This window comes from Paenibacillus sp. FSL R5-0473 (assembly GCF_038004565.1).
Classification (GTDB): Bacteria; Bacillota; Bacilli; order Paenibacillales; family Paenibacillaceae; genus Paenibacillus; species Paenibacillus amylolyticus.
In genome coordinates this window covers 4,540,957-4,564,827 of sequence record NZ_JBBORL010000001.1, presented here as the reverse complement: position 1 = coordinate 4,564,827, position 23,871 = coordinate 4,540,957, and the positions used below count along the sequence as shown (strand labels likewise).

Here is a 23,871-nt window from a genome sequence, read left to right as displayed (position 1 = left end):
CGTATAAGAAACACAGATGCTTATTGCCGAAGGCATAAGGAGGGTAACGGATGTTAGGTGTTCAGTTGGTACAGGAACAACGTATTCGGCTGTCCATCACGCCGGAGATGAAACAATCCTTTCATTTGCTAACCATGTCTGGCCAGGATCTGACTCGTTACTTGCTGGACGCAGCGGAGGAAAATCCTGTACTTGAACTGGAAGAACAAGCTGCGCCCCTCGCCCGGATTCCGCGGCGAATGGATCAGCGCAGGTATGATTCCTATGATCCGTTGCTTAAGGCCAAAGGTGCCGAACCTACTCTGGAACAATTGCTGATTGCGCAAATTCGAGTGATGACAATTCCAGACGAATTGGAAAATATGGCCGTATATTTGGCAGGGTGCGTTAATGATGATGGTTATCTGACGGTTGAACTGGCAGAGGTGCAAGCAACACTTGGGCTTCCGATGAGCAAAATTGCAGCGGGACTGGAGCTTCTCCAATCGCTGGAACCTGCTGGTGTAGGGGCGCGGAATCTGCAAGAATGTCTGTTGCTCCAGATTAGACGTGATCCATCAGCAGCGCTGAATGCAGAGTGGATGGTGGAAGCGGGATTGGAAGCACTGGTTCCTTTTCACCCAGGTAGAACAGGGAGACGATTAGGCATGACTTCGCAGGAAGCTCAGATTGCCTATGACTATATTACACGTCTCGATCCCAAGCCCTGTCGATCGATCGGATGTACGGAACGGCCACATTACATTATTCCGGATGCCATTGTCGGGTTGCGTAACGGTGAGGTCCATTATAGTTTGCATGCAGCAGGTAACCCTCGGGTATCGATGAATGAAGCGTGCTTCCGCTGGATCAGGGAAGAGGCTCCCGACGCAACCTGGTCTACCCGCGTGGCAGAGGCGAGGGCTATCATTCGGAGTGTACACTTGCGGCGCAGAACTTTAGTGCGTGTGCTGGCGGCAGTGATGGAAGAGCAGAAGCACTTTTTGGTCAAAGGCCCATCCGCGCTAAAACCGCTTAATCTGGCTGTTATTGCAGAGAAGATTGGCATACATGAATCAACGGTAAGTCGTGCGGTGAACGGTAAATACATTGAGACACCACATGGTGTGTATGAACTCAGGGCTTTTTTTGCCTCGGGAATCAGTACAACGTCAGGAGATAAAACATCAGCATCAGCGGTAAAACGAAGATTAAAAGAAATCATTCGCACGGAACAGACTCAGCGTCCATACTCGGATAGTCATTTGGCCACATTGCTCGCCGAGGAGGGGATTGTCATCTCCCGCAGAACGGTTGCCAAGTACAGGGAGGAACTTCAGATTCTGCCTTCCCTTGAGCGTAAAAGGTGGGCTTAATCGAATAGCTGGCGTCTTATCATCTCTGAATATAAGAACCCCCGCAAACCGGATGAACGGTCTGCGAGGGTTCTTGTTAATTATTTGTGTTTGGGTTGCTGCATCAGTTTTCCTGATTACCTACAAACGTTCCATATTACGCAGGAAGTGTTCTCCGGCAATCCCTGGTGTAGTCATCTGTTCCGGATGAAGAATCTCTTCCAGTTCTTCCGGTGTCAGCAATCCGCGTTCGAGAATAATCTCTTGCAAGGAAAGTCCAGTCTTGAGCGCTTCCTTCACGATGGAAGCTGCCACATTATAACCCAAGTGTGGGTTCAACGCCGTAACCATACTGAAACTTTGATTCATGATTAATTCGCAGCGCTCACGGTTAGCTTCCATCTCTTCAACGGCATAACGCGTGAAAACATCGATGCCGTTATTCATGATTTTCAGCGATTGCAGCAAGTTGAACGCAATAACTGGGCCCATGACATTCAGCTCGAATTGACCAGCTTCACACGCCATACAGATCGTATGGTCGTTCCCCATCACCTGGAAGGATACCTGGTTAATGACTTCCGCCATAACGGGGTTGACTTTGCCTGGCATAATGGACGAACCTGGCTGACGCGGTGGCAGGCGCAATTCATTGAATCCTGCACGCGGGCCTGAAGCCATCAATCGAATGTCATTACAGATTTTGGAAAGGCTAACCGCACATACCTTCAGCGCCGCTGAAAGTTCCAGATAGGCATCCGTGTTCTGCGTTGCATCCACGAGATCCTCAGCTGTTTGTAGTGGTAGTCCGGTAACAGCTGACAGGTGCTCTGTAACCTTGACGATATATTCGGGTTTGGCATTGAGTCCTGTACCTACCGCAGTTGCACCCATGTTAATGGTAAGCAAGCGGCGATTGGCGAATTCAAGACGCTCAATATCCCGTCCGATGACACGGGCATAAGCTCCGAATTCTTGTCCAAGGCGAATAGGTACGGCATCCTGAAGATGGGTACGGCCAACCTTGACCACATCGTTAAATTCCACTTCTTTTTTACGGAACGCATCCTGTAGTCTTCTCATGGTAGCGAGTAACGTCTCCGACAGTTGGTACGCCGCAATGCGCAGTGCTGTAGGAACCACGTCATTAGTAGATTGGGACATGTTCACATGATTATTGGGATTGCAATGGAAGTAGTCTCCCTTGCTTTTGGTTAACAGTTCCAGCCCGCGATTGGCCAAAATTTCGTTCATATTCATATTCATGGAGGTGCCTGCACCGCCCTGAATGGAGTCTACAATAAAATGATCCAGATGATGGCCTTTCATCATTTCTTCAGCCGCCATGACGATCACATCGCCAATCTTGCTCGGCAGCATCTTCAACTCCATGTTGGTAATCGCTGCTGCCTTCTTCACCGCAGCCAGAGCCGTGATCAGCTCACGGTGTACCGGAACGCCGGTAATCGGGAAGTTTTCCACGGCCCGTACCGTCTGAATTCCGTAATAAGCATAAGCCGGGATTTCTTTTTCACCGATAAAATCTTTCTCCGTCCGTGTGGACATAGTAGACATCTCGTTCGCCTCCAGTGGCATCAATAAAAATAGTTCGGCTTCAGCGTTGCTGAAGCGCACTCAGTATATCATTTAAGCAAAATGGATGCCAATCTAAATCATTTGGCCTCTTGTGCCGATAATAAATAAAATTAGGGATATTAAATGGAATATTATTCAATTTTTAAGAAAGGGAGGAGTGGCCAAGCTTGTCTTATACATTATGCGCTATATGGTAGAGAAGTCATGCATGAACGGCAAGTATGAGGGGAAATAGAACGTTTTCAGTGATGTATATCACATGAAATTTGGTACTTGATTGGTAAAATAGGAAAAAAGGACTACGGGGTGTGCACATGAAATGGACTTTAGGAGCAAAGACTGTCGCAGGTCTGGTACTGATTTCGATTATTACCTACGGAACTAGCGGCTTTTTTATATTTTTTGTCAAAGACTGGGTTACGTTAGATATTCCGAATTGGGTATACATATCGATTATCCTGATCATGGGAGTATGCTGGAACGGGATTCTGGGATGGTTTGCCTCACGCTGGCTGACTCGTCCAATCGTTCATCTGTCCCGGGCTGCACAGCAGGTTTCAGCGGGAGATCTGACAACCGAGATTCCGCAGCGACGCACGCAGGATGAACTTACTGTATTATATGATGCTTTTCGCGCAATGGTTTCTAACCTTCGAAGCATTGTAAATGATATTGCAGACAGTACAAGAACGACTTCACAGAACGCACAGTCTCTGAGTGAAGCGATTACCCAGGCCGCTGAACAGATCGAGATGATGTCGGATGCGGTGGATCATATTGCAGTAGGCGTAGAAGAGCAGAAGGTCACTTCCCATCAATCTCTGATCACTGCGGATGAGATGCTGAACGATTTTCAGCGTATGCATAGCCAGTCTATGGACATGACAGAGATGTCGGGTCAGATGGAACGATCGGTGGATCATACAAAACAGACTTTCTCATCGTTGATGAAAGGGATGGACGAGCTGGCCGAGTCCCACAATCGTTCCCGCGACATTATGTTGTTGCTGGAGAAGGAAGCCTCCGATATCGAGGTAATTACCCAGTCTGTCAAAAACATCGCAGAGGAAACAGGGTTACTTGCCCTGAATGCATCCATTGAGGCTGCACGAGCTGGCGAAGAAGGTTCTGGTTTTGCAGTCGTGGCGCAGCAGATCCGCAAGCTGGCAGACGAAAGTAAGGAATCGGTACACCGTATTAATGAGCTGATTAGTCGTGTGCAGCAGCGGATCAGGGAGACAGCCCAACTGTCTCATGAGCAGCATGGTCTCGTGGTTAATGAATCGGAGCGGACCGTCTCTGTGGATCAGACGTTGCATGAACTGACAGGAACAGTGGAAGTATTTATGAAGGGTGCGCATGATATCGGTTCCAAGATTGCAGAACAGACCGGTCGCGTGGAGCAAACGCACGGTCATGTGAAGAAGATCCAGGGGAAAGCCGGATCGTTCTCGGATGAGGCGAGACGAATTATGGATGCCGCACACGAAGAGACAGCCATCATGGAGGAGATTTCATCCTCGGCTGAAGAACTGAGACAATTAACCGATCGGTTATTGGACAAAACCAAAGCATTCCGGATGCAGCCTTAAGCTGTGTTCGGGATTTTTTTTGTTTTTGGAGCACAGTTTTGGCATGATAATTTGCTTATTCTGGTTAAAGCCGAACGTTCTTTCGTGAAAACGAAAATTTGTAAAGATTATTTTATGAAAGATTAACAAATTCGCAACTTGCGGGCGATAAATGAAGATATAATAGGATTATCACAACAGATAAAGGAGCCCAGTATATTGAAAACTTGGACAGGTATCCTGCTGATGATTATTTTGGCGGTAGCTACGATTAGTACAACTTCGGCTGCCAGAACCATGAATGAATCGCAAAAACAGCTTAACATAGATGATCAATCCAGCCAGACCGCAGTGGGCGAGGCTTCCAATATAGATAAACTGCATGACACAGCGAAGACAACACAGGAATCGATTCCCGTGAAAGAGGAATACGTTTCGGTAGCTCCAGAGAATGAGAAGGTCAGATTATACCCTATGAAAGTTGAGGGTTCAGGATATATATATAACGGAATGATTTTGGAAGTGGACGGCAAAACGCGAGAATTTAGTGATTGGCAGGGAGAAGGCGGGTCTTACAAACCCGAAGTGCACGAGTTGGATCTGAATGGAGACGGCCAGAAAGAAATTATCGTTTTGTACACGGAAGGTCATGGAACAGGTATTTATTTGGGACAAGCACGTATCATTAATCCGGTAACGCTGGAAGAGATGAAGATGCAATCTCTGGATGAGATTGCGAAACAACATGTGAAGTCAAAAGTTACGGTTAGATCAGACCGTGTGGATGTTGATGTCGCCGTTGATGGCGTTCAAGCAGAACCTTTACGGATCGAGGAAGATACGAGTGGCGGCGTATATAACGAAGAGTTGGGGTTCGGTGGAGTTACCTATTACAGTGTAGAGGATGGCCAGCTTGTCGTATCAGCAGCAGGATCTTACGGTGCGGCTTTGTATGCGGGTGATCTGACATTTGCTTATGAGTATCAAGATGGCGAGTGGAAGGCCGTAGATTTGAAGTACAGCATGGAAGTGTATGAAGAAGAATATTATGAATCTTTTGATTGATATCATCCTGTTGATATCATAGTGCAGTGGGAATTAAAAGTCTCGATTGTGGAGTTAAGTGAACAACTGACAAGAATATCTTCCTTTCTCCGTATACGGACAATGGGAAACAGGGCGAGGCTGAAAAAAATGGGGACATACAGCCTCGTTTTGTGCTGCCCGGAAATAGGCAATGTGTACTAAAAATGCAGTAAACAATTGACATTATCACTTTAGTCGTTTAAATGTATAAAGGACAAATCATTTTAACATTCAGGAGGGATTTTGATGAAGAAAAAAGTTGTACTGGGTTTGATGGTAGGTACACTAACGCTTGGGATCGGAACAGGTGCACTCGCAGCAACAGGGTTGGAGCAGATTAAAGCCTATCTAAACAGCAAGATTACGCTAAAAATGGATGGTGCCACGGTGACAGCCAAAGATGCCAATGGTAAAACAGTGTTGCCTATCACTTACAACGGAACGACTTATTTGCCTGTGCGTGCTGTGGGATCTTTGCTTGGGACAGAGATCACTTATGACAGTGCAACTTCATCCGTCCTGATTGGCGGAAAGAATGGATCTGAGCCCGTAACCAACGGAAAAGTAACGCTGAGTGCACTTGGAACATCCGTACTGGGATCTACCGCTTGGCACACCAAAGATCCTAAGGATACCACATATAAAGGCAAGGATTACAAGGATGTTTATCTGCATAATGATCCTACGAAACAGGGGGATGATATCCAGATTAATACGGGTAAAAAGTATTCTTCTCTGCACTTGGAACTTGCCGCGCTGAAAGGAAATCAGGAGATTCATATCTATGATCAGGATCTCGCGACACTCAAAAAGTTCAATATCACTCCAGAAAGCGGTATGATGAGTCTAGATGTGGATGTTAAAGGTACAGACGCTGTCTATGTAGAGATTGTATCTGAAGATCCGGGTTCGGCTCTGTTTGTACCGCTCACAACATCGTATCTGACGAAGTAAAACACAATCTGCAAGTTTGCGACCTTACAGAAGGGGCAAGACAAGCATAAACATAAAAAAACGATGATTCACTAGGCGATTCCTGAACCGTATCCGGTATTCAGAGTTGCCTGGTGAACATCGTTTTTATTTTCTTTTTGTTACGAATATTAACGAATGACGGTATCCAGCGGTTTGAGATTGGCTTCAATCTCGGCGCGGCGACCTTCAAGGAATGGAGGCAAAGCAAGCGATTCACCCAGATGCTCCAATTCTTCGTCTGTATCAAATCCCGGACCATCAGTTGCAAGTTCGAACAGAATACCGTTTGCTTCACGGAAGTACAGGGAGCGGAAGTAGAAGCGATCTACAAAACCGGAGTTAGGGAATTGGAAGTTACGAACCCGTTCCACCCATTGTTTGAGTTCTTCTTCGTTATCCACACGGAATGCAACATGGTGTACGCTGCCACGTCCAGGACGCTCTTGGGCAAGGTCATTCCGTTCCTCAACATGCACCTCGGAGCCGCTGCCACCTTCACCGGATTCAAAAACGAGTACATCAGGTTGACCTGGAGTAAAGGCAGGGTAACTTCCTTTAGCTCTGAAACCGAGCAATTCTGTAAGAACCGGAGCGGTAAGGGAAGCATCTTTTACCGTAAGATGGATAGGGCCAAGACCTACAATGCCATACTCGGCAGGCACAGGACTCTGATCCCATGGTTTACCACCAGCGACACCTGTGTTGTTTTCATCCGAGACCAGAATCAGACGTTGTCCTTCAAAGTCTGTGAACGAAAGCGTGGCACGACCACCCCGTTCAACAATCTCTCCATGTGGGACTTCGAATTCGTCAAAACGCTGCTGCCAGTAAGTCAGTGCTGCATCACTTGGAACGCGCAGTGACGTGCCAGATATACTGTTCACACCTTCACGTGTCTGTCCGGCCATCGGAATCTCGAAGAAGGTAAGTTCGGTACCCGGATTGCCTTTTTCATCGCCATAGAAGAGATGGTAGACGGACACGTCGTCCTGATTGACCGTTTTTTTAATGAGGCGCAAACCCAGGATGTTGGTGTAGAAACGATAGTTCTGATCGGCATGTGCTGTTAGAGCGGATACGTGGTGAAGTCCTTTGATTTGCATAATATTTCCTCCTAGATGAAATGGGATAGTGTAAATGTTCAGTTGAACGTTTGTTAAGTACGGTATATTTTATTTCGATTAAGAAAGTTACTAACTTTTCGTTTGTTTTGTTTCTGAATTTATCTTAACATAAAGATATTTAAATTACAATGCTTATTTAGAATTCCAACTGGACAGCTCTTTCATTCAATGGCAAAATGAAAAAGTTAACATTAAAGAGAGATACTGTTGGTGAGATCCTTGTAAAGGAGAGAAGAGATGCATGGCGTATCCAACATGGCTGGACCCTTATGATGCAGAGCCGTTTATCCTGTTCTCCACTTCACATATCGTTTCAATTAGCGTAATTACAGCAATGATTGTACTGATGTTTTTGCTTCGACACCATCTTCGATCATGGTCAGAGAGGGCACGCCGCATACTGCGGATTGTTCTGGCCTGCATCATGTTTGCCTGCGAAATCGTGCTGCAACTCTGGTATGTGTATGGAGGGATATGGAGCCTGCAGACTTCACTGCCACTCGAACTATGCAGTCTGTCTCTGCTATTATCGGCGTTGTTACTACTGACACGCAGTCGACTGTTACATTCTGCACTGCTGTTTGCAGGCATTGCTGGAGCCCTTATGGCGATCCTGACTCCTAATCTGGGTTATGGTTATGCACATTTTCGATTCATTCAATTTATCGTTGCTCATGCCTGTATCATTCTGGCTTTACTATATATGACCTGGGTGGAACAGCTGCGACCTAGCTGGAGATCTGTAGCAGGTTCGATGATATTTGTGAATGTGGCAGCACTAATCGTATACATTGTAGATGTCATGCTTGACGCGAATTATATGTTTTTGAGACACAAACCGAGTACACCCTCGGTGCTGGATGTGCTAGGTCCGTATCCCATGTACATCCTTGGGGAAGAGATCCTTGCATTAGTCTTGTTCTCGCTGATGTACATTTTGCTCTTTGCCATTCCAGATCGGTTGAAGCATCGTGTGAAAAAAGGTAAAAGCTCCGCGGTATAGGGATAATCCTAGTAGTTGCGCCTGCGCCGCATTATAAACTCTTTATAAATAAAATATCCCGCAGTAACCTGACTGGATCAGGTCGCTTGCGGGATGTTTGGGCGTTGTCCCTGAATGGGGCCAGCTTTTATATGTTTATCCACGGAGCAGAGATTCCGCACCATCCACGTAGATTCGTGTACCTGTAACATGAGAGGCTTCATCGGAAGCGAGGAACAGAACGAGGTTCGCCACTTGCTTCGACGTTCCAGGTTCGCCCTTGAGCGGATGTTCGTGACCCTCAGGGAATTCAACAGGAATCTGTACTTCTTTCAGATCATCCGACGGGTAGGTGTTATCATCAATGTTGGTATCGATGGCTCCCGGGCAAACGGCATTTACACGGATCTTATAACGAGCCAGCTCCAGTGCAGCCATCTTGGTAAATGCAGTTTGTCCCGCTTTGCTGGAAGCGTATGCAGAGAAACCAATCCCTGAGAAGACCCGGTTACCGTTGATGGAACTAGTGATAATGATGCTGCCGCCATGTTCTTTCAGATGAGGAATAGCATATTTGACGGTTGCGAAGGTTCCGCGCATATTGATCTCCATCGTCTGGTCCCAGTCCTCAATTTCCATCGTTTCAATCGGGGCCATCGTTCCGTTAATGCCGGCATTCGCAAATATGATATCCAGTTTACCCGCTTCAGCCGCAGCCTGATTGATTGCCTTCTGCACATTATCCGGTTTGGAGATATCACATTCGATCACATACGCTTCTCCGCCAGCCTTTTCGATCGTCTGCTTGGTTTCCTCCGCATTTTCGGGTGTGCGATCCAGCATGTACACTTTGGCCCCATGTTCGGCGAATCGAATAGCAGTAGCCTGACCAATACCCGATCCACCTCCGGTTACAATCGCCACTTTGCCTTCCAAACGTTGTTCTGTCATCTCTGATCCCTCCATGAGTTAGATTATCGTTGTACGCTCTACTTCTAACATACCCGGCTCAAGACGCGTGAATCATATGTGTATATATCAAAAAGAACAGGACCGCAACGCGGCCCTGTTCTGGAACAGATCAACTTCATCATCTGTCTGCTGTAATATTATTTTGGCATGTGTGATAGGAGACACCCTTAGGTCATGCCTTGGTTTACTTATGTTTTTTCCAGTCCATAGCGCTGTTATTGAGCAAATATTCGAAATCGTTATCCCGGCGCTTCTGCTCCGCTTGGCGGGCTTCTTCTGCCTGCTGACGTTCCTGCTCTTTAAGAGCCGCCTCGGCAGCCTTGGCTTCATCCGCCTGAGCTTTCAGCTTCTCCAGCACATCACTGCTGAGCAGATCCTTCAGTGTTGTGGGTTTATCCTGTGCTACTGCTGCTTTGGGAGCAGGAGTGCGTTTTTTGGATTTTGCCATAGGAAAATCTCCTTTCCAAACATGAATCAGGTTCCATTTATCGTACAGTAGTCATAGTATATCAGGTTCCCGTAAAGCATTCCATGAATCTGCGGAACAAAAGCAGGAAAACGAGGGTTGCGTGACGAATGAAAACGGGTATAAAATCATATACTATTACCGATACTGCGACTATTCCCTGGAGAAAGGAGTCGTTGTTCGTGGAAGTAAACCGTGGTTTACTGAAAGGGCTTGCATGGGGCGTTGCCTTTAGCTGCCCGTTATGGATTGCGATTATCGGCTGGTTACGTTTGATGGGATGGATGTATTGAGGATGATGCCGGAAGAGGTCATTTTTTATAAAGTCATAGATGTAACCGCTATCATTAAAATCAAAAAATAAAGCTCTGCCTTGCGAGATTCGCAAAGGACAGAGCTTTTGTTTGTTTAGAGTTCATTAACAAGTCATAACCATGGATTATCATCCGTTTGGCAAGGAAATTCATTAAGGCATTTTTACCGGCTCTGGATATTCCAGACCGTGGGTGTCTACCGTAACTTTTTTCATAACTTGATCGGAAACCGGTTTGTCACCTTCACCTATTTCCTGAGCAGCAATACCATCAACAACTTCCATACCTTCTGTTACCTTACCGAAGGTAGCGTATGAGTTATCCAAATAATCAGCATCTGCTAACATGATGAAGAATTGGGAGCCTGCTGAATCAAGATTATCCGATTTACGTGCCATCGAAATAATTCCCCGAGTATGATTTAGGTGATTCTTGTGGCCATTGGATGTAAATTCCCCTTTGATCGTATAACCTGGGCCGCCTGAACCGTTGCCATTGGGATCTCCACCCTGAATCATGAAGCCGGGAATGACCCGGTGAAAGATCAGGCCGTCATAGAACCCTTTATTCGCAAGGGAGATGAAATTATACACCGTGTTGGGCGCAATCTCGGGGTAGAGCTCAATAACGATCTTTTGACCATCCTGCATCTCAATGGTAGCTACCGGGTTTGGACCTTCAGGTGCGGCCGGGACCGGCGTTTGTTCGGCACTGGTTGAAGGGCGTCCACAACCACTAATGACGATAAGCAGCATCGCAAGAACGAGCGATACTGCGGTTGTTTTTTTCCATCGTAAAGACATGAAAACGTTCCTCCTTGCATCTCTGCATTATATATTTTCTCCAAATCATATTTGGATATTTACCCAACTATCATACCGTTTTTGTGGACAGGATGGCAATGTAATACATGTGTTTGTGGTGAACAAGGGATGGCCTTCATGGAATGATGGGTGTAAAATAAGGAAAATGCTTCCGCATCGGGGACGTACGGGTCTGTTCCGTCCGCTCCAATACACGGCAGTCCCGGCGTCAGTAACGGAAAGGGCGTGCGGGTATATGAACTTCTCGTGGAAGCGCAATCTGGTCATATTGTGGATTGGTGTATTTTTTTGCAGCACCGCCTATTCGATCTCGATTCCATTTCTGCCCCTGTTTCTAAGTGCTGACTTGGGGGTTCGTGATCACCTGGAGTTATGGTCAGGACTGGCATTTGGCATTACGTTTCTCGCGAGTGCACTCGTGTCTCCGTTCTGGGGATCACTGGCTGATAAATACGGACGCAAACCCATGCTGATTCGGTCGGGATACAGCCTTGCCGTCTTGTATTTAATCAATTATTTCGTGCAGGACCCGTATTCGCTGATTGTTGTTCGATTGTTTCAGGGTCTGCTTGCAGGGTTTGTTCCAGCAGCGATTGCTCTGGTAGGCACAAATACACCTGAAGAGAAGACTGGTTATGCACTTGGTATTATGTCCACTGCAGGAGCCACTGGTGGAATTATTGGACCGTTAATTGGTGGCGTGGTGAGTCATTATTATGGCAACCGGAATGCATTTTTATTTTCGGCTATTGTTGTGTTAGTCTCAGCAATCATCGCAACCTTCTGGGTAAAAGAAGAGAACTTCAACCGGAACAAAGCTCGTTCCCACGTCATGGATGATATTCGTGAAGCAAGAGCGAATCGTTTGTTTATGACGGTGCTTGGCATGATGGGCATATGTACATTCTCCGTTATGATTCTGGAGCCACTATTGACGGTCTATGTGATGGAGATGGGCGTTCAGCCGGATCGTGCCTCACTCAGCTCGGGTATTATTTTCTCAGCGGTGGGGGTAGCAACAGTTATTATGGCGCCGCGTTGGGGCAAGATTGGTTCAAGGATTGGATACGGTAAAGTGTTGATCATTGGACTTGTTGGTGGGGCTGTAGGGAATCTTCTGCAGTTCTTTACAACAGGTTATATCGCATTCGGCATTTTACGATTTGTGTATGGTTTATTCTTTGCCGCTGTATTTCCGGCAATTAACGCCATGATTGTGCAGGCTACCGCATCGAGTTTCCGGGGCAGGGCTTTTAGTCTGAATCAATCCGCTGCCCAGATCGGGACGATGGCGGGACCGATTATTGGTGGTGTACTTGGGGGCTGGCTGCCGATACGCTGGATATTTATTATTAATGGTGTGGCATTGATCATCACTGCGATTGTAGCCAAGTGGTCAGGATTGGATCACAAACTGCCCGTGGTAAGTAAGGTTTCCGCTAAACGATGATGCTGAATTGCAAAGAGAAAGTGAACTTACAGGTAACAAAAAAGATGACGCTGTGAAAATTACAGACGTCATCTTTTTTAAGTCTACTACGGATCTATATAAGTTAGTCATCCGAAGAGGGCTTACGAGAAGCCTTCTCTTTGGGAATGGCATGCTCGACCGCATCACGTTGATCCTCATCCTCAAGTGCTTCGGGAAAGGAGTCCTCAGTGAACAGTCCGAAGTCCGGGTCAATATCCCGTTCGGTCACGAGATTATCCGGTTCATGCACATGCTTTTGGCGATCTTCCTTCATCGTGTATGCACCTCCTCATTCAGGATGTCATAACAGCTGTTAATGTCGCGGTGGAATGTCGTTCTCTGGTTTGGCATCCGCACCAGCACCATTAAGCAGATCGGTACCATGCAGCGCATCCGGATCGGGTGCAGCAGGATCAACCGGACTGTTTGGTTGCAGAAGATCTGCATCCGGTACAGATTCCAGCGGTGTCTCTGCCAAACGTGAATCCAATTCCGGCTCATCCACAGCGGTTGCGGCTACGGGTGCCAGATCCGAATCTTCCGTTACAATCCGTCTGCCGGAAACTTCATCAAAGGTATCCATATCGCCTTCCGGGACTTCCGTCTCTGGCGGAATATCGCGGGACCTCTGATAACGGTCATAATAGCGGTCGCTCTCTTCGTTACTAATTGGTTTGTCAGACATGAGTAACACTTCCTTTCATTGTCGGTTGTCCAAATGCTTCTTACCCCGTAGTTACCCAAAGCGCTAGTGTTGTAATCTTGCACAGGTTATTATCTCCGGGTGTTCACTACGATATGAATGCCTTAGAATTTGGGGAATACATATTTAACCAAGAAGTATAAGAATCCGAAAAAGATAATGATATATGCGGCATATTTAATAAATGTGGAAGCGACCATACTTGAATCCGATTTATGCTGAACATCCTTATGTTCTACCTCAACCGTACGATGGGGCTCATTCATTGTAATCATCTCCTTAGCGTGTTTGTTTGCTTTGAGAAACAATTACACCCGGAGCAAAGGATTGAATCGCAGCCACCGTTTTTACAGCTTTTCCTGTTTTGCCTATGTTATGATGAAGCTTGAATATGTAAGGGAGGGATTCATGTGGACTGGTATACACTGGGTAATATGATCACACGCATCCGTATCGGGCAAAAGGCGTCCACACCCGGGTTCTCCCGTACCGTCATCCGTCGTCCGGATGGTTTGTTTTGGGTAGGCGGTATATGGTCCGGGCAAGTGGTCCAGTTACGGGATTTCCTTTTTTCCGACATATGGACCATCTATGATGATGAGGAGACAGAGCAGTGGCTTGAATTTCGCAGTCAAGTTGAACAGAAAGAACGGGAAATGATAGTGAACCAGTTCGAAGACCTGCGTGATTAATCGAATAACTTTAACAATAAAATGGAAATAAGACTATAAATCGACTTAAATGTGAAATTTCATTTTATCTCAAGAAGGTGACGTGACAAACGGTGGCGAATGATAAATGAGAGAATCTAAGATAGGGAAAATTAGAACTTTGAGGTGCTGTGAATGAAAAATGTGCCCAAAGCTATCGTCATCTTATGGATGAGTGTATTGATTATTCTAGGCATGCCACATGGGATAGTCTTTGCAACTACAGGAGCGGTTCAGCAACCTGTATCCATTACAGGATGGGAAGTAAAATGGGGGAACGTTGACGACCAAGGGTTCATCAGTGAGGTTAAGGGAGCAGACGAAATATGGGAAAAGCAGGGCAGCGATAAGTTAGAGTATAGCAATACGGATCGATCGAATTCTTTATGGACTCGCCTGACCATCCCTGAGTTGAGTGAGGAAAGTTCAGCCATTCGATTTGAGAACATTAAAGGCAATCATATTGTTGTTTATCTGGAAGACCGCAAGGTCTACGAGAACTACCATTACAATTATGATAATAATGCGGTGTTGCTGCCCTTATCCAGCGAAAATTCAGGTGACACGCTCTATGTATGGTCGCAAAATGAAAAAGGCCGTCTGGGGATACAAGGTACTGTTCAGGTTGGACCTTATGCCGCGTTACAGGAGAAATATATTCATAACGGACTTATTGATGTAATTTTGGGCGCGACCTTTGTGTTCACAGCGATTACGATGCTGAGTTGTACGTTCTTCCTTGGCAAATTCCATAAGGGATTATGGATCTCGCTATGCATCGTGATGGGTTCCATCGGAACGATGATCATCACGTACTCGCAATTTTTGTATACGTTCTATCAGGTATATGGTGACCTGTATTCCGTAGTCTTTGATCTGGCGATGCTGCTGGGTATGCCAGCGCTATGTTATTTTTTTGAACAGATAATCGGGCCAGGACTGCATGGAATCTTCACCAAACTGCGAAAAATACTATTCATATATTCAGTTATCGCTGTGTTCTCTCTATTTATCTATGTTACTTCAGGTGGGCAATGGGAGATCCTCTACAATCTGCTCGTACAGCGTGTGGTTGGCATTGTGCTGGTCATTCTGCTGACAATCCTGTTGGTTGGTACCATCGCCAAAGCGCTGCAACGAAATCGGGAAGCTATGCTGCTTGCAACGGGATTCGGTACATTTGCCTTGATCAGTGTGGCTGAACTGTTGTGGTATTATCAGCGGAGTGGGACGTATCATCTGTTATGGTGGAAATGGTCCATGGTTGCATTTGTGATCTCGTTGATTGCCATTCTCGGAAGTCGCTTTGCCGAAAAACATACTAAAGTTCTAGAGTATTCCAAGGAACTGGAGCTGTTCAACAATGAGTTGCAGCGATCAGAAAAGATGGAGATTATTAGTGAATTGGCCGCTTCCGTTGCCCATGAAGTACGTAATCCACTTCAGGTGACAAGAGGGTTCCTGCAACTTATGACGGAACAGGAAGACAACAAAAACAAGGGGTACGTGCGAATTGCACTGGAAGAACTTGATCGGGCTTCGGGCATCATAACGGATTTTCTTACCTTTGCCAAACCTGAGTTTGACCATATTATCTCGCTCAATATCTCGGATGAGTTCAATCATATTGAAGGCATTCTTGTACCGATGGCTAATCTGGAAGGTGGTAAAATCACCACCGACATTCCGCCAGATCTATATATTCGAGGCAATTCCTCGAAGTTCAAGCAGGCTTTTATCAATATTATTAAGAACAGTATTGAAGCTCTGCAGGGACAAGGCCAGATTGATATCTGGGCGTACAAGCAGGATGGAATGATTAAGGTGCATGTCAGGGATAACGGAGAAGGAATGGACGAGGAAGCACTCTCCCGGTTAGGTGAGCCTTATTTCTCCAATAAAATCAAAGGCACAGGCCTCGGCATGATGGTGACATTCCGAATTGTTGAAGCGATGCAAGGACAGATCAGCTTTACAAGCACCAAAGGGGTAGGAACAGAAGCGGTTGTATCTTTTGTCGAGTTCGTCGATTGACGAACTCACAGAAGGATACAGCGGCTTTTTTTGTTCCTACCCCTAATTTCTTACACTACAAGATTAGCTCACCCGAATTAACTTCTCCAAGGCCCACAATTCACATCATAATTTACTTTGGAAGGGTTGGGAGGTATGACAAGCACATAGTCATTCTGCTGCTCCTCAACAGTGCGTACCTGAATGTTCTCCGGAATTACGATGCCAAACGCTTCACGAAGCGCCTGCTTCGGATTGGAGTGCAATTGTTGTCTGAAGTGCTCGTCAGTCCAAGCCTTTTCAATAATATCCTCATGCAACGTTTTCTCTGATACCATCATCGTCAACATTCCCTTCATATTTAAAATTAAACTGAATCAGCTTAGTCCTTATGTTCAGAATCCCAACTGTTGCTCGCTAATCCAGTGATGAAACCCGCCTTGGAGGAGCTGTTTCTTCCGTTGTGTAATGTCCTGAACAGCTTGTACTAAAGTGCTGCATAAGTAAGAATTAAACGCCTCAAGATGCGATATTCCTAAGTTAGACGATGTTAGTGTGCGATTATAGTGATAAGCAATGTCTACGTAAGAGTTCATGAGTTGTGTATTGTATACATTGTCATGTATACGTTCGCTTAGAGGATGAACTGGATAGTTGTGATTCAGTGCTGCGGATATGTGGGAGAGGTAGCTGTTGTAGTTTCCATGCACAGCATCTTGTTGCGTGTCTGTGAAGTCATCGGTCATCTGGAGTGTCATGAGTGTGATGTTGATGGCAGAACACACCGGGATGATCCGGTCGGACTGATTCAGCAGAAGCAGTGCACCAGTAGCTCCAATAAGGAGAGGGGCAGCCTTTTGCGCAATCAACAAGGGATTCTGTTGGAAATAATCAATGGAATGCTCACCCGTAACACTCACGGCCCAATCCACTACATATTGTCTGAAATAGACCCAGAACGTGGAGGAAGGATTGAATAATGCCGAGTAAGATTGAAGTGCATCCATGTAATATAGATTACCCAGGGATAACTGCAATGTGGCATTCTCCGGTTGTTCATCCATCACGTCGTCCTGATTCAGAAAATATAACATATGGATGAGACAGGCTGTACTTAATTGGTGTGCTTTCTCTGGGGGTAGTTTATCTGAGTGTTGAATCCAAAGTGGAGTGATGTACCCGATGTAGCTGTGTCCCGAATCTCGTAACAGCGGATTAACCGTACGAAGCTGCTCTAATGCATGTCCTGACAAGGGTTCGGGATATTCCCGTACGAGTTGCTCCGCTGAAGCAAACACGACCTCCAGATCGGATCTAAACGGATCTAACCAATCTTTCCGCATTATTACATATCGTCCTTCCTGCGATAAGGTGATTCAGGACTGTTTGACTAGATCATGAAGTTACTTTCAGTATAGCGGAAATAAACTGAAAAAAATAGGATTTTTTGTGATCAATTGTGAGAAAAATGATGACTTTTTGTATTTTATGGCATAAAAAAGTGGATTTTAGGCTCAAACTAGGAAGGCACAGGATTTCGACATCGGAAAGGCGGCAGAAAAATGAATTTGAAATGGAAAACATGGATGGCAGCCGGATTGGCAGCCGTAGTTATAACAGCAGCAACAGGACATGTGGCATTTGCTGATCCAGCCGTTCGTGCTGAGGAGCATGATGATGCGTCAAAAGCTTCTTCCTCCGGCAAACCAGCGAAGCCATGCATGCAGGCAGGACATGGTCTGTTCATGATTGGTGAGACGGCAGACTTGCTAGGGATTGGACTTCGGGATCTGAAAGAACAGATGGAACTTGGCAAGACGTTGTCCCAGATTGCGAAAGAGCGTAAGGGACTTAGTGAGGAGCAGTTATTGCAGAAGTTGAAGCCTACACTGGCACAGCGTTTGGATCAAGCTGTGGAAGAAGGTTGTCTCACCAAGGAACAAGCTGCAGCCACGAAGGCAGACATGGATACCAAGTTGAAAAAGGTCATTAATACACCGCTGCGTGATTTGCGGCGTGAATTTGCCCACCATGGCAAACGTTCCATGGTAGATAAGGGCGAAATTGCCCGGTTTATTGGAGTGACCCCTGCTCAACTGCACGAGCAGCTTCAGGGAGGGAAATCCCTGGCTGAGATTGCTCAGGCAAAAGGCATTAGCGAAACGCAGCTGGTGGACAAGCTGAAGGAACAATTAACGGGTGATTTGAAGATATTTGTGAATCAGAAGGGCAACGTGCATCCAGCCCCGGGTCCCCAGGAACCTGTTCCTGGACGATCAACTTCGAGCGAAGTAAATTAAAGAAGAGCGTCTCCGTGAGGGGACGCTCTTCTTTATTCTAAAACGGCTCACTTGTTCCCGGATTGCGAGTTGAGCCGGGTGACGGAGTTCGCTCAGGTGAATTTCTTTTGTCCACAGCAGCTGATGGATTGGGAGTTAAACGTGGTTTGCGCATTAACCCTACGGTGAAACGTGAGCCAGGAAGCTTGGACAGCGCCCAACTGATTGCAAGAGCAATACCAACGGTTACAAGGAACGATAGCAACGTTACAGGCAGATGCCATCCACTGAGTTGAAGCGGTCTGGTTACATAAGCGATCGCGTAGATCACCAGTGCATGAACCAGATATCCACCAAATGAATAACGGCCAATCCAGGCTAAGAGGCGCTGAAACCATGTATCTTTGCCCCGCATCAGTACAAGGAAACCATACATCATAAACATCTGAGCCATAATGATCAGGAATGTGGTTGGTTTCAGATAGGTGGAGATATTCAGATTAACAACATCCCCGGACCCACGCAGGACATCGTAACCAAGCCATATATACATCCCTATAAACAGACAGATCGTCCAAGGCAGGATCTTCGTGGTCCAACTCCTCCAGCTATCCACTGACCAGGCACATACGGCACCCAGTAAAAAGTAAAACCAGTACATCACCCATGAATAGGAGCGATATTGCAGCAATGTTGACCAAGGCTCAGACATGGATTCTGTCCAGCCCCCCATATTATAGTAGGACCATTGCATAAGCAGGGCATATAGTACTGCTGCAAAGAGAATTAGTCCGATAATGACTTGCATGGGCGTGAAACGTGAGGTGTTCTGGATACGTCTCTGAATGGCTTTTGCTCCTGTCCAGAACAGGGGGAACAGAATATAGAACTGAAACACCATAATAACAAACCAGAGATGATACCCCGTCTGTGGTATAAACAGTTCACGAATCAGACTGCGAAAATCCGGTATGCCTGCAAGCCAGAACGCGGGGGTGAAGATACGGACAGAAAGCCAGTAGATCAGTGTCCATACGACAAACGGCATATAGATATCGCCAAATCGCTTTCGAATGAAGTGAGGATAGTCCGGTTTGGTGTTACGATGATGGTAAAACAACATTACACCCGATAGAAATACAAACGTTGGCGTACCAAATCGGGTCAGATGATAAATCATGGTCAGCATAATGGAATCCGGTTGTTCAATATCAGCGCGATAGATATACTCAGCGATACTATGCTGCATGACGATTGCCAGAAAGGCAATGCCCCGCAGTTCGGTCCATTCCGCTATTCGCGGTTTTTTCACATTGTAATCCTCCCTCCAGGAACCGGAGTTCATCATATAAGGGTACCCGTTAAACATTAAGACTGCATTAAATGGAGAAAATAGGTACAAAAAAGACGGCTTTGGCCGTCTTTTCTATTGATATATCTCATGCTTGTTTTAGTTCTGTTCCTCTGATGATGGAGTCTCTGAGGACGCGGCATCTTCTTCAAACAGTTTCTGAATGTAGGACTGGAGTTTGGTCACATCAACACCCAGTACCTGAGCTGAGCCGACCAGTTCATTGGTGAGTAGTTTGTTCGGTGGAATCTGCTGCTGATCGATATCGTTCACATGAATATCGAAGCCGAGTGATGCGAGTTTTAACATCTGGGTTGGACTGAGGTCTGTCTCAATGTAGGGAGCGATGGCTTCCAGGATATCCGGGATTTTGAAAAGCGACGTAGTGCTCTGCATTTTCTTGGCCAGCTCGGTCATGAAGATCCGCTGCCGTTCGGTACGGGTAAAATCCGAGGTGGCATCATGCCGGAACCGAACATATTGCAGGGCGGTTTTGCCGTCCATATGTTGCAATCCTTTTTTCAAGTCAATGTCGTACATATGTTTATCTGCTTTACTGGTGTAATACATGTCTTTCTCCACATTGATCTCAATGCCGCCTACCGCATCAACAAGTGCCATGAAACCTGTAAAGTCTGTGTAGACATAATGCTGAATGGGAATACCGAGCAGATCACTGACGGTTTGTTTGGTCAGCTCCGCACCCCCGTAGGAAAAGGCTGCATTAAGTCGGCTTTTGCCATGCCCGGGAATGGCAACATAGGTATCACGCAGTACGGAGAATAGATGGGCTTTCTTGGTGACCGGATCAATGGAAGCGACCATGACCGAGTCTGAGCGTCCTGAATCATCGCCTCTTGAGTCTCCACCAAGGAGCAGAATGTTCACCCGTTCCTGGCCCTCCCATCTGGGAATCGTTGTTGTTGGTGTGTCTGAATCGTTGTCTGTGCCGGAAGAGGACGAGTTGGATGAAGTCCCGGAAGCCGTGGAGATGCTATTGGCAAAATGAACAATCGAATATCCGTAATATACAACGACACCTGTAATCGCAAGTGCCAGGGTCAGGGCTGTACCCCATAACCATTTTTTAAGCATAATCTTCACCTTTCTATGATTGAACTGATATGTAACCCAAACTAGTTTAACAAAAAGAAAGCAAAAAGTCCTCTTTGATTTCGTAACTTTGGTCAATGTGAGGATTGTTTGACAAATAGTTAGTGTATATTTAATATGTAAAAAATAATCTTGTTTTGTGTAATGGGGGTATTAAAAGCCAGTTATGAATCAATCACTATTTAATTGGATTAATCAGTTTGCAGACCAAATACCGTTTCTGGACTGGTTTATGATCACATCATCCGAGTATGCGGTTTGGGTCATGATTGCACTGCTCGTTATTGTATGGTTTCTCGGCGATCCATCGAAACAACGAATTGTTTTCTATGCCTGTGTGGCTTCCATTGTAGCGCTGGTTCTGGCCAAATGGGGGATTTCACCAGCAGTCGGTCACCCAAGACCTTTTGTAGAAGGGACTGTGCATCAGCTGGTTGCCCATGTACCTGATCCTTCTTTTCCAAGTAAACATGCTTCCTTTGTATTTGCTCTAGCGGCTGCTTCATTCTTTATTGGACGTCGCTTCGGGTTATGGATGTTGTTACTCGCTGTGTTGACAGGGGTGTCGCGTGTATATGTTGGTGTGCATTATCCAGGAGATATTCTGGGAGGATTCATTCTCGGAAGTCTGCTTAGTGTGGTTCTGATTACAACCCGCAATTATACCAAGTCGATTCCCGACTTCTTCATTAACATACACCGACGTGTTTTTCGTTAGCTTTTGAAAGCAATGTCTAGTGAAGTTTTGGTAGTTTAGTTTATTGAAAGAAGTCTCTTATCTCTGGTTCTGCCAAAGATGGGAGACTTTTTTTGTGTTATGTTCGAAGTTACCTGAAATTTATAGAAATTGAATTCTAACATCTACAATTCATGACGATAGGTGACGATATATTATAAATATGTATTATTTTGAGGAGTGGGACACATGGAAGACACGCGGGGGAATAAGTTGGGGATATTGAAGTTCACGATTCGAGGCAAGTTACTGACAGGTTTTCTTATCGTCGTGGCTCTGCTGGTTGTTGTAAGCGTTTATGCGTTAATACAGATCCATAATATGTCTGGTAAAGCCAATGATGTGGATCAGACCTGGATGCCGAGTGTAAGCCTCCTTGGCTTGATGAATGGCGATGTTTCGGATGTAGAGCGGTTGGCGCTGGCAATTATCGTTGAACAAGACGAAGAAGAAAATGTCAAGGTGAATGAAGCGTTAAAGTTGCTCCTCACCAAGATTGAGGATGAGCGTAAACAGTTGCTTACATACATTGAGAGCAATGATGAATCGATGAAGCTCTACAATGATTTCAGTACGAATTATGATGCGTATCTGGAGAAAATGCCTGCATTCATAGAATTCGGTATTGCAAATAACTATGAAGAAGCAAGTAGACTGCACACTGAAGCCTATCCAATGTGGTACACAGCAAACGACTCTATCACCAAGTTAATCACTTTAGGCAATGAAGGATCGCAAGCCGCAACGGGTGATTCTGTCGAGTTGGCTGAGAATACATTTAATGTGATTTTGGCAGTGACAATTTTTGCATTCCTGGTCGCGATATTCATTGCATTCTTCATTGCAAGCATTATTTCACGTCCAATCAAAAAGATGAATGAAGCGGCCTTGGCTATTGCCAATGGTGATCTGACGGGTGAGACGATTGTGCTCAAGAACAAAGACGAATTGGGAACGCTCGCGGCTTCCTTCAATACCATGAGTGGTAATCTGCGCTCCATGATTGAATCGGTGTCGATGACTTCCGAACAGGTAGCTGCTTCATCGGAGGAGCTTCTTGCAAGTGCGGAGCAGAATACTCAAGCCTCGGAACAGATTTCCGAAACGGTTGAGGAACTGGCCGTAGGTACGTCGGATCAAGTTGATATTGTAAAACGCTCTTCACAGGCGATGAATGAGATGGCTCTCGGATCGGAGCAGATTGCTGAGCTAGCTCAGAGTGTATCCGTATCTGCTGTGGATGCGGCGAATCAATCTTCCGAAGGAAATATGATTATTCAGCAAGCGGTTGAACAGATGGGTTCTGTTCGAAATTCCATTGCTTCGCTTACCGAATTGGTTACAGGGCTGGGGGAACGTTCAGCAGAGATTGGAACCATTACCGAGGTAATCAACAACATTGCCCGGCAGACCAATCTGCTTGCACTGAATGCAGCCATTGAAGCCGCACGAGCAGGAGAGCACGGACGTGGTTTCGCCGTAGTTGCGGGAGAAGTGCGTAAGTTGGCTGAGGAATCTTCTACATCTGCGCAACGAATTACGGACCTCGTTCAATTGATTCAGAAAGATACGGATCATGCTGTTCAGGCAGTGAAAGTGAACAGCAGTGAGACAGAAGCAGGAATCGAGATGGTTACTGCGGCAGGACAAGCCTTCGAGCAGATCTCGGATGTGGTCAACAAAGTAGCGGGTGAAATCCAGGAAGTATCTGCAGGTTCAGAGGAAATGTCGGCGAGTACAACTGAGGTTGTAGGATATGTAAGTCAAATCTCCAACATTGCTGGAGAGGCAGCGGGCGGGGTTCATAATGTATCTGCCGCAACTCAGCAGCAGTTGGCTTCGATGGAAGAGATTGCATCATCCGCAGGTTCATTATCCAAAATGGCCGAAGAACTGCAGGAGCAGATTAACAAGTTCAAAGTGTAACCAATGAGATGTTCTGATACCTAAGGTGTAGAGAAACATACTGGCGGATGGTCAGAATGCCATTCGATTTGTACTGTTGAAGATACCAAGGGCGAGAAGCTGTTTCTCTAACGCGCATATGCGTTAGAGAAACAGCTTTTTTTGTCACATGACGCAGAGCAGGTCACAACAATGTTATTTCAGAAGTCACCAACGCTTATATAGCTGGTGAAACAAACGGCTATAATGGTAATTAATGGTGGAACTTACACTGAAATACACCATGGGGAGGAGCGATATAAACTTGCAGTCCAGAGTAATGCATACGGAATATTGATGAAGAGGA

Annotated in this window: 23 protein-coding genes; 11 read left to right on the top strand and 12 right to left on the bottom strand. The window is 46.0% G+C overall.

What is annotated here, in order from left to right:
* Positions 1-50 precede the first annotated feature (50 nt).
* Positions 51-1,355 carry an RNA polymerase factor sigma-54 gene (rpoN, locus tag MKY28_RS20125; protein ID WP_340936766.1) on the top strand — a complete coding sequence of 435 codons (1,305 nt, stop codon included), beginning with the start codon at positions 51-53 and terminating at the stop codon, positions 1,353-1,355.
* Positions 1,356-1,475: 120 nt separating this feature from the next.
* On the opposite strand, the gene MKY28_RS20120 is transcribed toward rpoN, so the two are convergent.
* A complete protein-coding gene (locus MKY28_RS20120) occupies positions 1,476-2,909 on the bottom strand; it encodes an aspartate ammonia-lyase (RefSeq protein ID WP_047841890.1) in 1,434 nt (477 codons plus the stop codon).
* A 335-nt stretch (positions 2,910-3,244) separates the two neighbouring features.
* Here MKY28_RS20120 and MKY28_RS20115 point away from each other — a divergent pair, with 335 nt between their 5' ends.
* The 3 genes from MKY28_RS20115 (at position 3,245) to MKY28_RS20105 (ending at position 6,541) form a co-directional block, all read left to right on the top strand.
* Complete coding sequence (locus tag MKY28_RS20115; protein WP_100526909.1) at positions 3,245-4,522, top strand: methyl-accepting chemotaxis protein; 1,278 nt, start codon at positions 3,245-3,247, stop codon at positions 4,520-4,522.
* Between the two features lie 198 nt (positions 4,523-4,720).
* The gene (locus MKY28_RS20110) at positions 4,721-5,566 is read left to right on the top strand and encodes a hypothetical protein (RefSeq protein ID WP_100526910.1); all 846 of its coding nucleotides are present in this window, start codon (positions 4,721-4,723) and stop codon (positions 5,564-5,566) included.
* A gap of 267 nt (positions 5,567-5,833) precedes the next feature.
* Positions 5,834-6,541, top strand: a complete 708-nt coding sequence (locus tag MKY28_RS20105) for a stalk domain-containing protein (protein WP_100526911.1) — start codon at positions 5,834-5,836, stop codon at positions 6,539-6,541.
* 149 nt (positions 6,542-6,690) lie between these two features.
* On the opposite strand, the gene MKY28_RS20100 is transcribed toward MKY28_RS20105, so the two are convergent.
* Positions 6,691-7,665, bottom strand: coding sequence for a ring-cleaving dioxygenase (locus tag MKY28_RS20100; RefSeq protein ID WP_100526912.1), 975 nt, complete (start codon positions 7,663-7,665; stop codon positions 6,691-6,693).
* A gap of 262 nt (positions 7,666-7,927) precedes the next feature.
* Between MKY28_RS20100 and MKY28_RS20095 the strand changes: the two genes are divergently transcribed.
* Positions 7,928-8,689, top strand: coding sequence for a YwaF family protein (locus MKY28_RS20095; protein ID WP_100526913.1), 762 nt, complete (start codon positions 7,928-7,930; stop codon positions 8,687-8,689).
* Positions 8,690-8,824: 135 nt separating this feature from the next.
* On the opposite strand, the gene MKY28_RS20090 is transcribed toward MKY28_RS20095, so the two are convergent.
* The 3 genes from MKY28_RS20090 to MKY28_RS20080 form a co-directional block, all read right to left on the bottom strand.
* Entirely contained in the window at positions 8,825-9,619 is a 795-nt protein-coding gene (locus tag MKY28_RS20090) for an SDR family oxidoreductase (protein WP_036612094.1), read from the bottom strand.
* 205 nt (positions 9,620-9,824) lie between these two features.
* Positions 9,825-10,088 (bottom strand): YqkE family protein, encoded by a 264-nt coding sequence (locus MKY28_RS20085; RefSeq protein WP_036612099.1) that lies wholly within the window; start codon positions 10,086-10,088, stop codon positions 9,825-9,827.
* Between the two features lie 484 nt (positions 10,089-10,572).
* Positions 10,573-11,223, bottom strand: a complete 651-nt coding sequence (locus MKY28_RS20080; protein WP_340936765.1) for a peptidylprolyl isomerase — start codon at positions 11,221-11,223, stop codon at positions 10,573-10,575.
* A 256-nt stretch (positions 11,224-11,479) separates the two neighbouring features.
* Here MKY28_RS20080 and MKY28_RS20075 point away from each other — a divergent pair, with 256 nt between their 5' ends.
* On the top strand, positions 11,480-12,694 hold the full coding sequence (locus MKY28_RS20075; RefSeq protein ID WP_340937989.1) for an MFS transporter: 1,215 nt from the start codon (positions 11,480-11,482) through the stop codon (positions 12,692-12,694).
* A gap of 103 nt (positions 12,695-12,797) precedes the next feature.
* On the opposite strand, the gene MKY28_RS20070 is transcribed toward MKY28_RS20075, so the two are convergent.
* The 3 genes from MKY28_RS20070 to MKY28_RS20060 form a co-directional block, all read right to left on the bottom strand.
* The gene (locus MKY28_RS20070; RefSeq protein WP_036611535.1) at positions 12,798-12,989 is read right to left on the bottom strand and encodes a hypothetical protein; all 192 of its coding nucleotides are present in this window, start codon (positions 12,987-12,989) and stop codon (positions 12,798-12,800) included.
* Between the two features lie 39 nt (positions 12,990-13,028).
* Positions 13,029-13,400 (bottom strand): hypothetical protein, encoded by a 372-nt coding sequence (locus MKY28_RS20065; RefSeq protein ID WP_036611534.1) that lies wholly within the window; start codon positions 13,398-13,400, stop codon positions 13,029-13,031.
* Between the two features lie 122 nt (positions 13,401-13,522).
* A complete protein-coding gene (locus MKY28_RS20060; protein WP_017690239.1) occupies positions 13,523-13,684 on the bottom strand; it encodes a hypothetical protein in 162 nt (53 codons plus the stop codon).
* A gap of 144 nt (positions 13,685-13,828) precedes the next feature.
* On the opposite strand from MKY28_RS20060, the gene MKY28_RS20055 reads away from it, so the two are divergent.
* On the top strand, positions 13,829-14,110 hold the full coding sequence (locus MKY28_RS20055; protein WP_036611533.1) for a hypothetical protein: 282 nt from the start codon (positions 13,829-13,831) through the stop codon (positions 14,108-14,110).
* Positions 14,111-14,263: 153 nt separating this feature from the next.
* The gene (locus MKY28_RS20050; RefSeq protein WP_036668747.1) at positions 14,264-16,162 is read left to right on the top strand and encodes a sensor histidine kinase; all 1,899 of its coding nucleotides are present in this window, start codon (positions 14,264-14,266) and stop codon (positions 16,160-16,162) included.
* Between the two features lie 77 nt (positions 16,163-16,239).
* Here the strand turns inward: MKY28_RS20050 and MKY28_RS20045 are convergent, their stop codons facing one another.
* Together MKY28_RS20045 and MKY28_RS20040 are read right to left on the bottom strand one after the other, a co-directional pair.
* Entirely contained in the window at positions 16,240-16,482 is a 243-nt protein-coding gene (locus tag MKY28_RS20045; protein ID WP_084174472.1) for an NHLP leader peptide family RiPP precursor, read from the bottom strand.
* Between the two features lie 54 nt (positions 16,483-16,536).
* The gene (locus tag MKY28_RS20040; protein WP_340936764.1) at positions 16,537-17,484 is read right to left on the bottom strand and encodes a hypothetical protein; all 948 of its coding nucleotides are present in this window, start codon (positions 17,482-17,484) and stop codon (positions 16,537-16,539) included.
* 219 nt (positions 17,485-17,703) lie between these two features.
* Between MKY28_RS20040 and MKY28_RS20035 the strand changes: the two genes are divergently transcribed.
* Entirely contained in the window at positions 17,704-18,441 is a 738-nt protein-coding gene (locus MKY28_RS20035; protein WP_340936763.1) for a hypothetical protein, read from the top strand.
* Between the two features lie 37 nt (positions 18,442-18,478).
* Here MKY28_RS20035 and MKY28_RS20030 read toward each other — a convergent pair whose 3' ends face one another.
* Both MKY28_RS20030 and MKY28_RS20025 read right to left on the bottom strand, forming a co-directional pair.
* The gene (locus MKY28_RS20030) at positions 18,479-19,732 is read right to left on the bottom strand and encodes an acyltransferase (RefSeq protein ID WP_340936762.1); all 1,254 of its coding nucleotides are present in this window, start codon (positions 19,730-19,732) and stop codon (positions 18,479-18,481) included.
* 138 nt (positions 19,733-19,870) lie between these two features.
* Positions 19,871-20,866, bottom strand: a complete 996-nt coding sequence (locus MKY28_RS20025) for an LCP family protein (protein ID WP_340936761.1) — start codon at positions 20,864-20,866, stop codon at positions 19,871-19,873.
* 184 nt (positions 20,867-21,050) lie between these two features.
* On the opposite strand from MKY28_RS20025, the gene MKY28_RS20020 reads away from it, so the two are divergent.
* Both MKY28_RS20020 and MKY28_RS20015 read left to right on the top strand, forming a co-directional pair.
* Complete coding sequence (locus tag MKY28_RS20020) at positions 21,051-21,602, top strand: undecaprenyl-diphosphatase (protein WP_051449605.1); 552 nt, start codon at positions 21,051-21,053, stop codon at positions 21,600-21,602.
* Positions 21,603-21,809: 207 nt separating this feature from the next.
* Entirely contained in the window at positions 21,810-23,546 is a 1,737-nt protein-coding gene (locus tag MKY28_RS20015; protein WP_340936760.1) for a methyl-accepting chemotaxis protein, read from the top strand.
* Positions 23,547-23,871 lie beyond the last annotated feature (325 nt).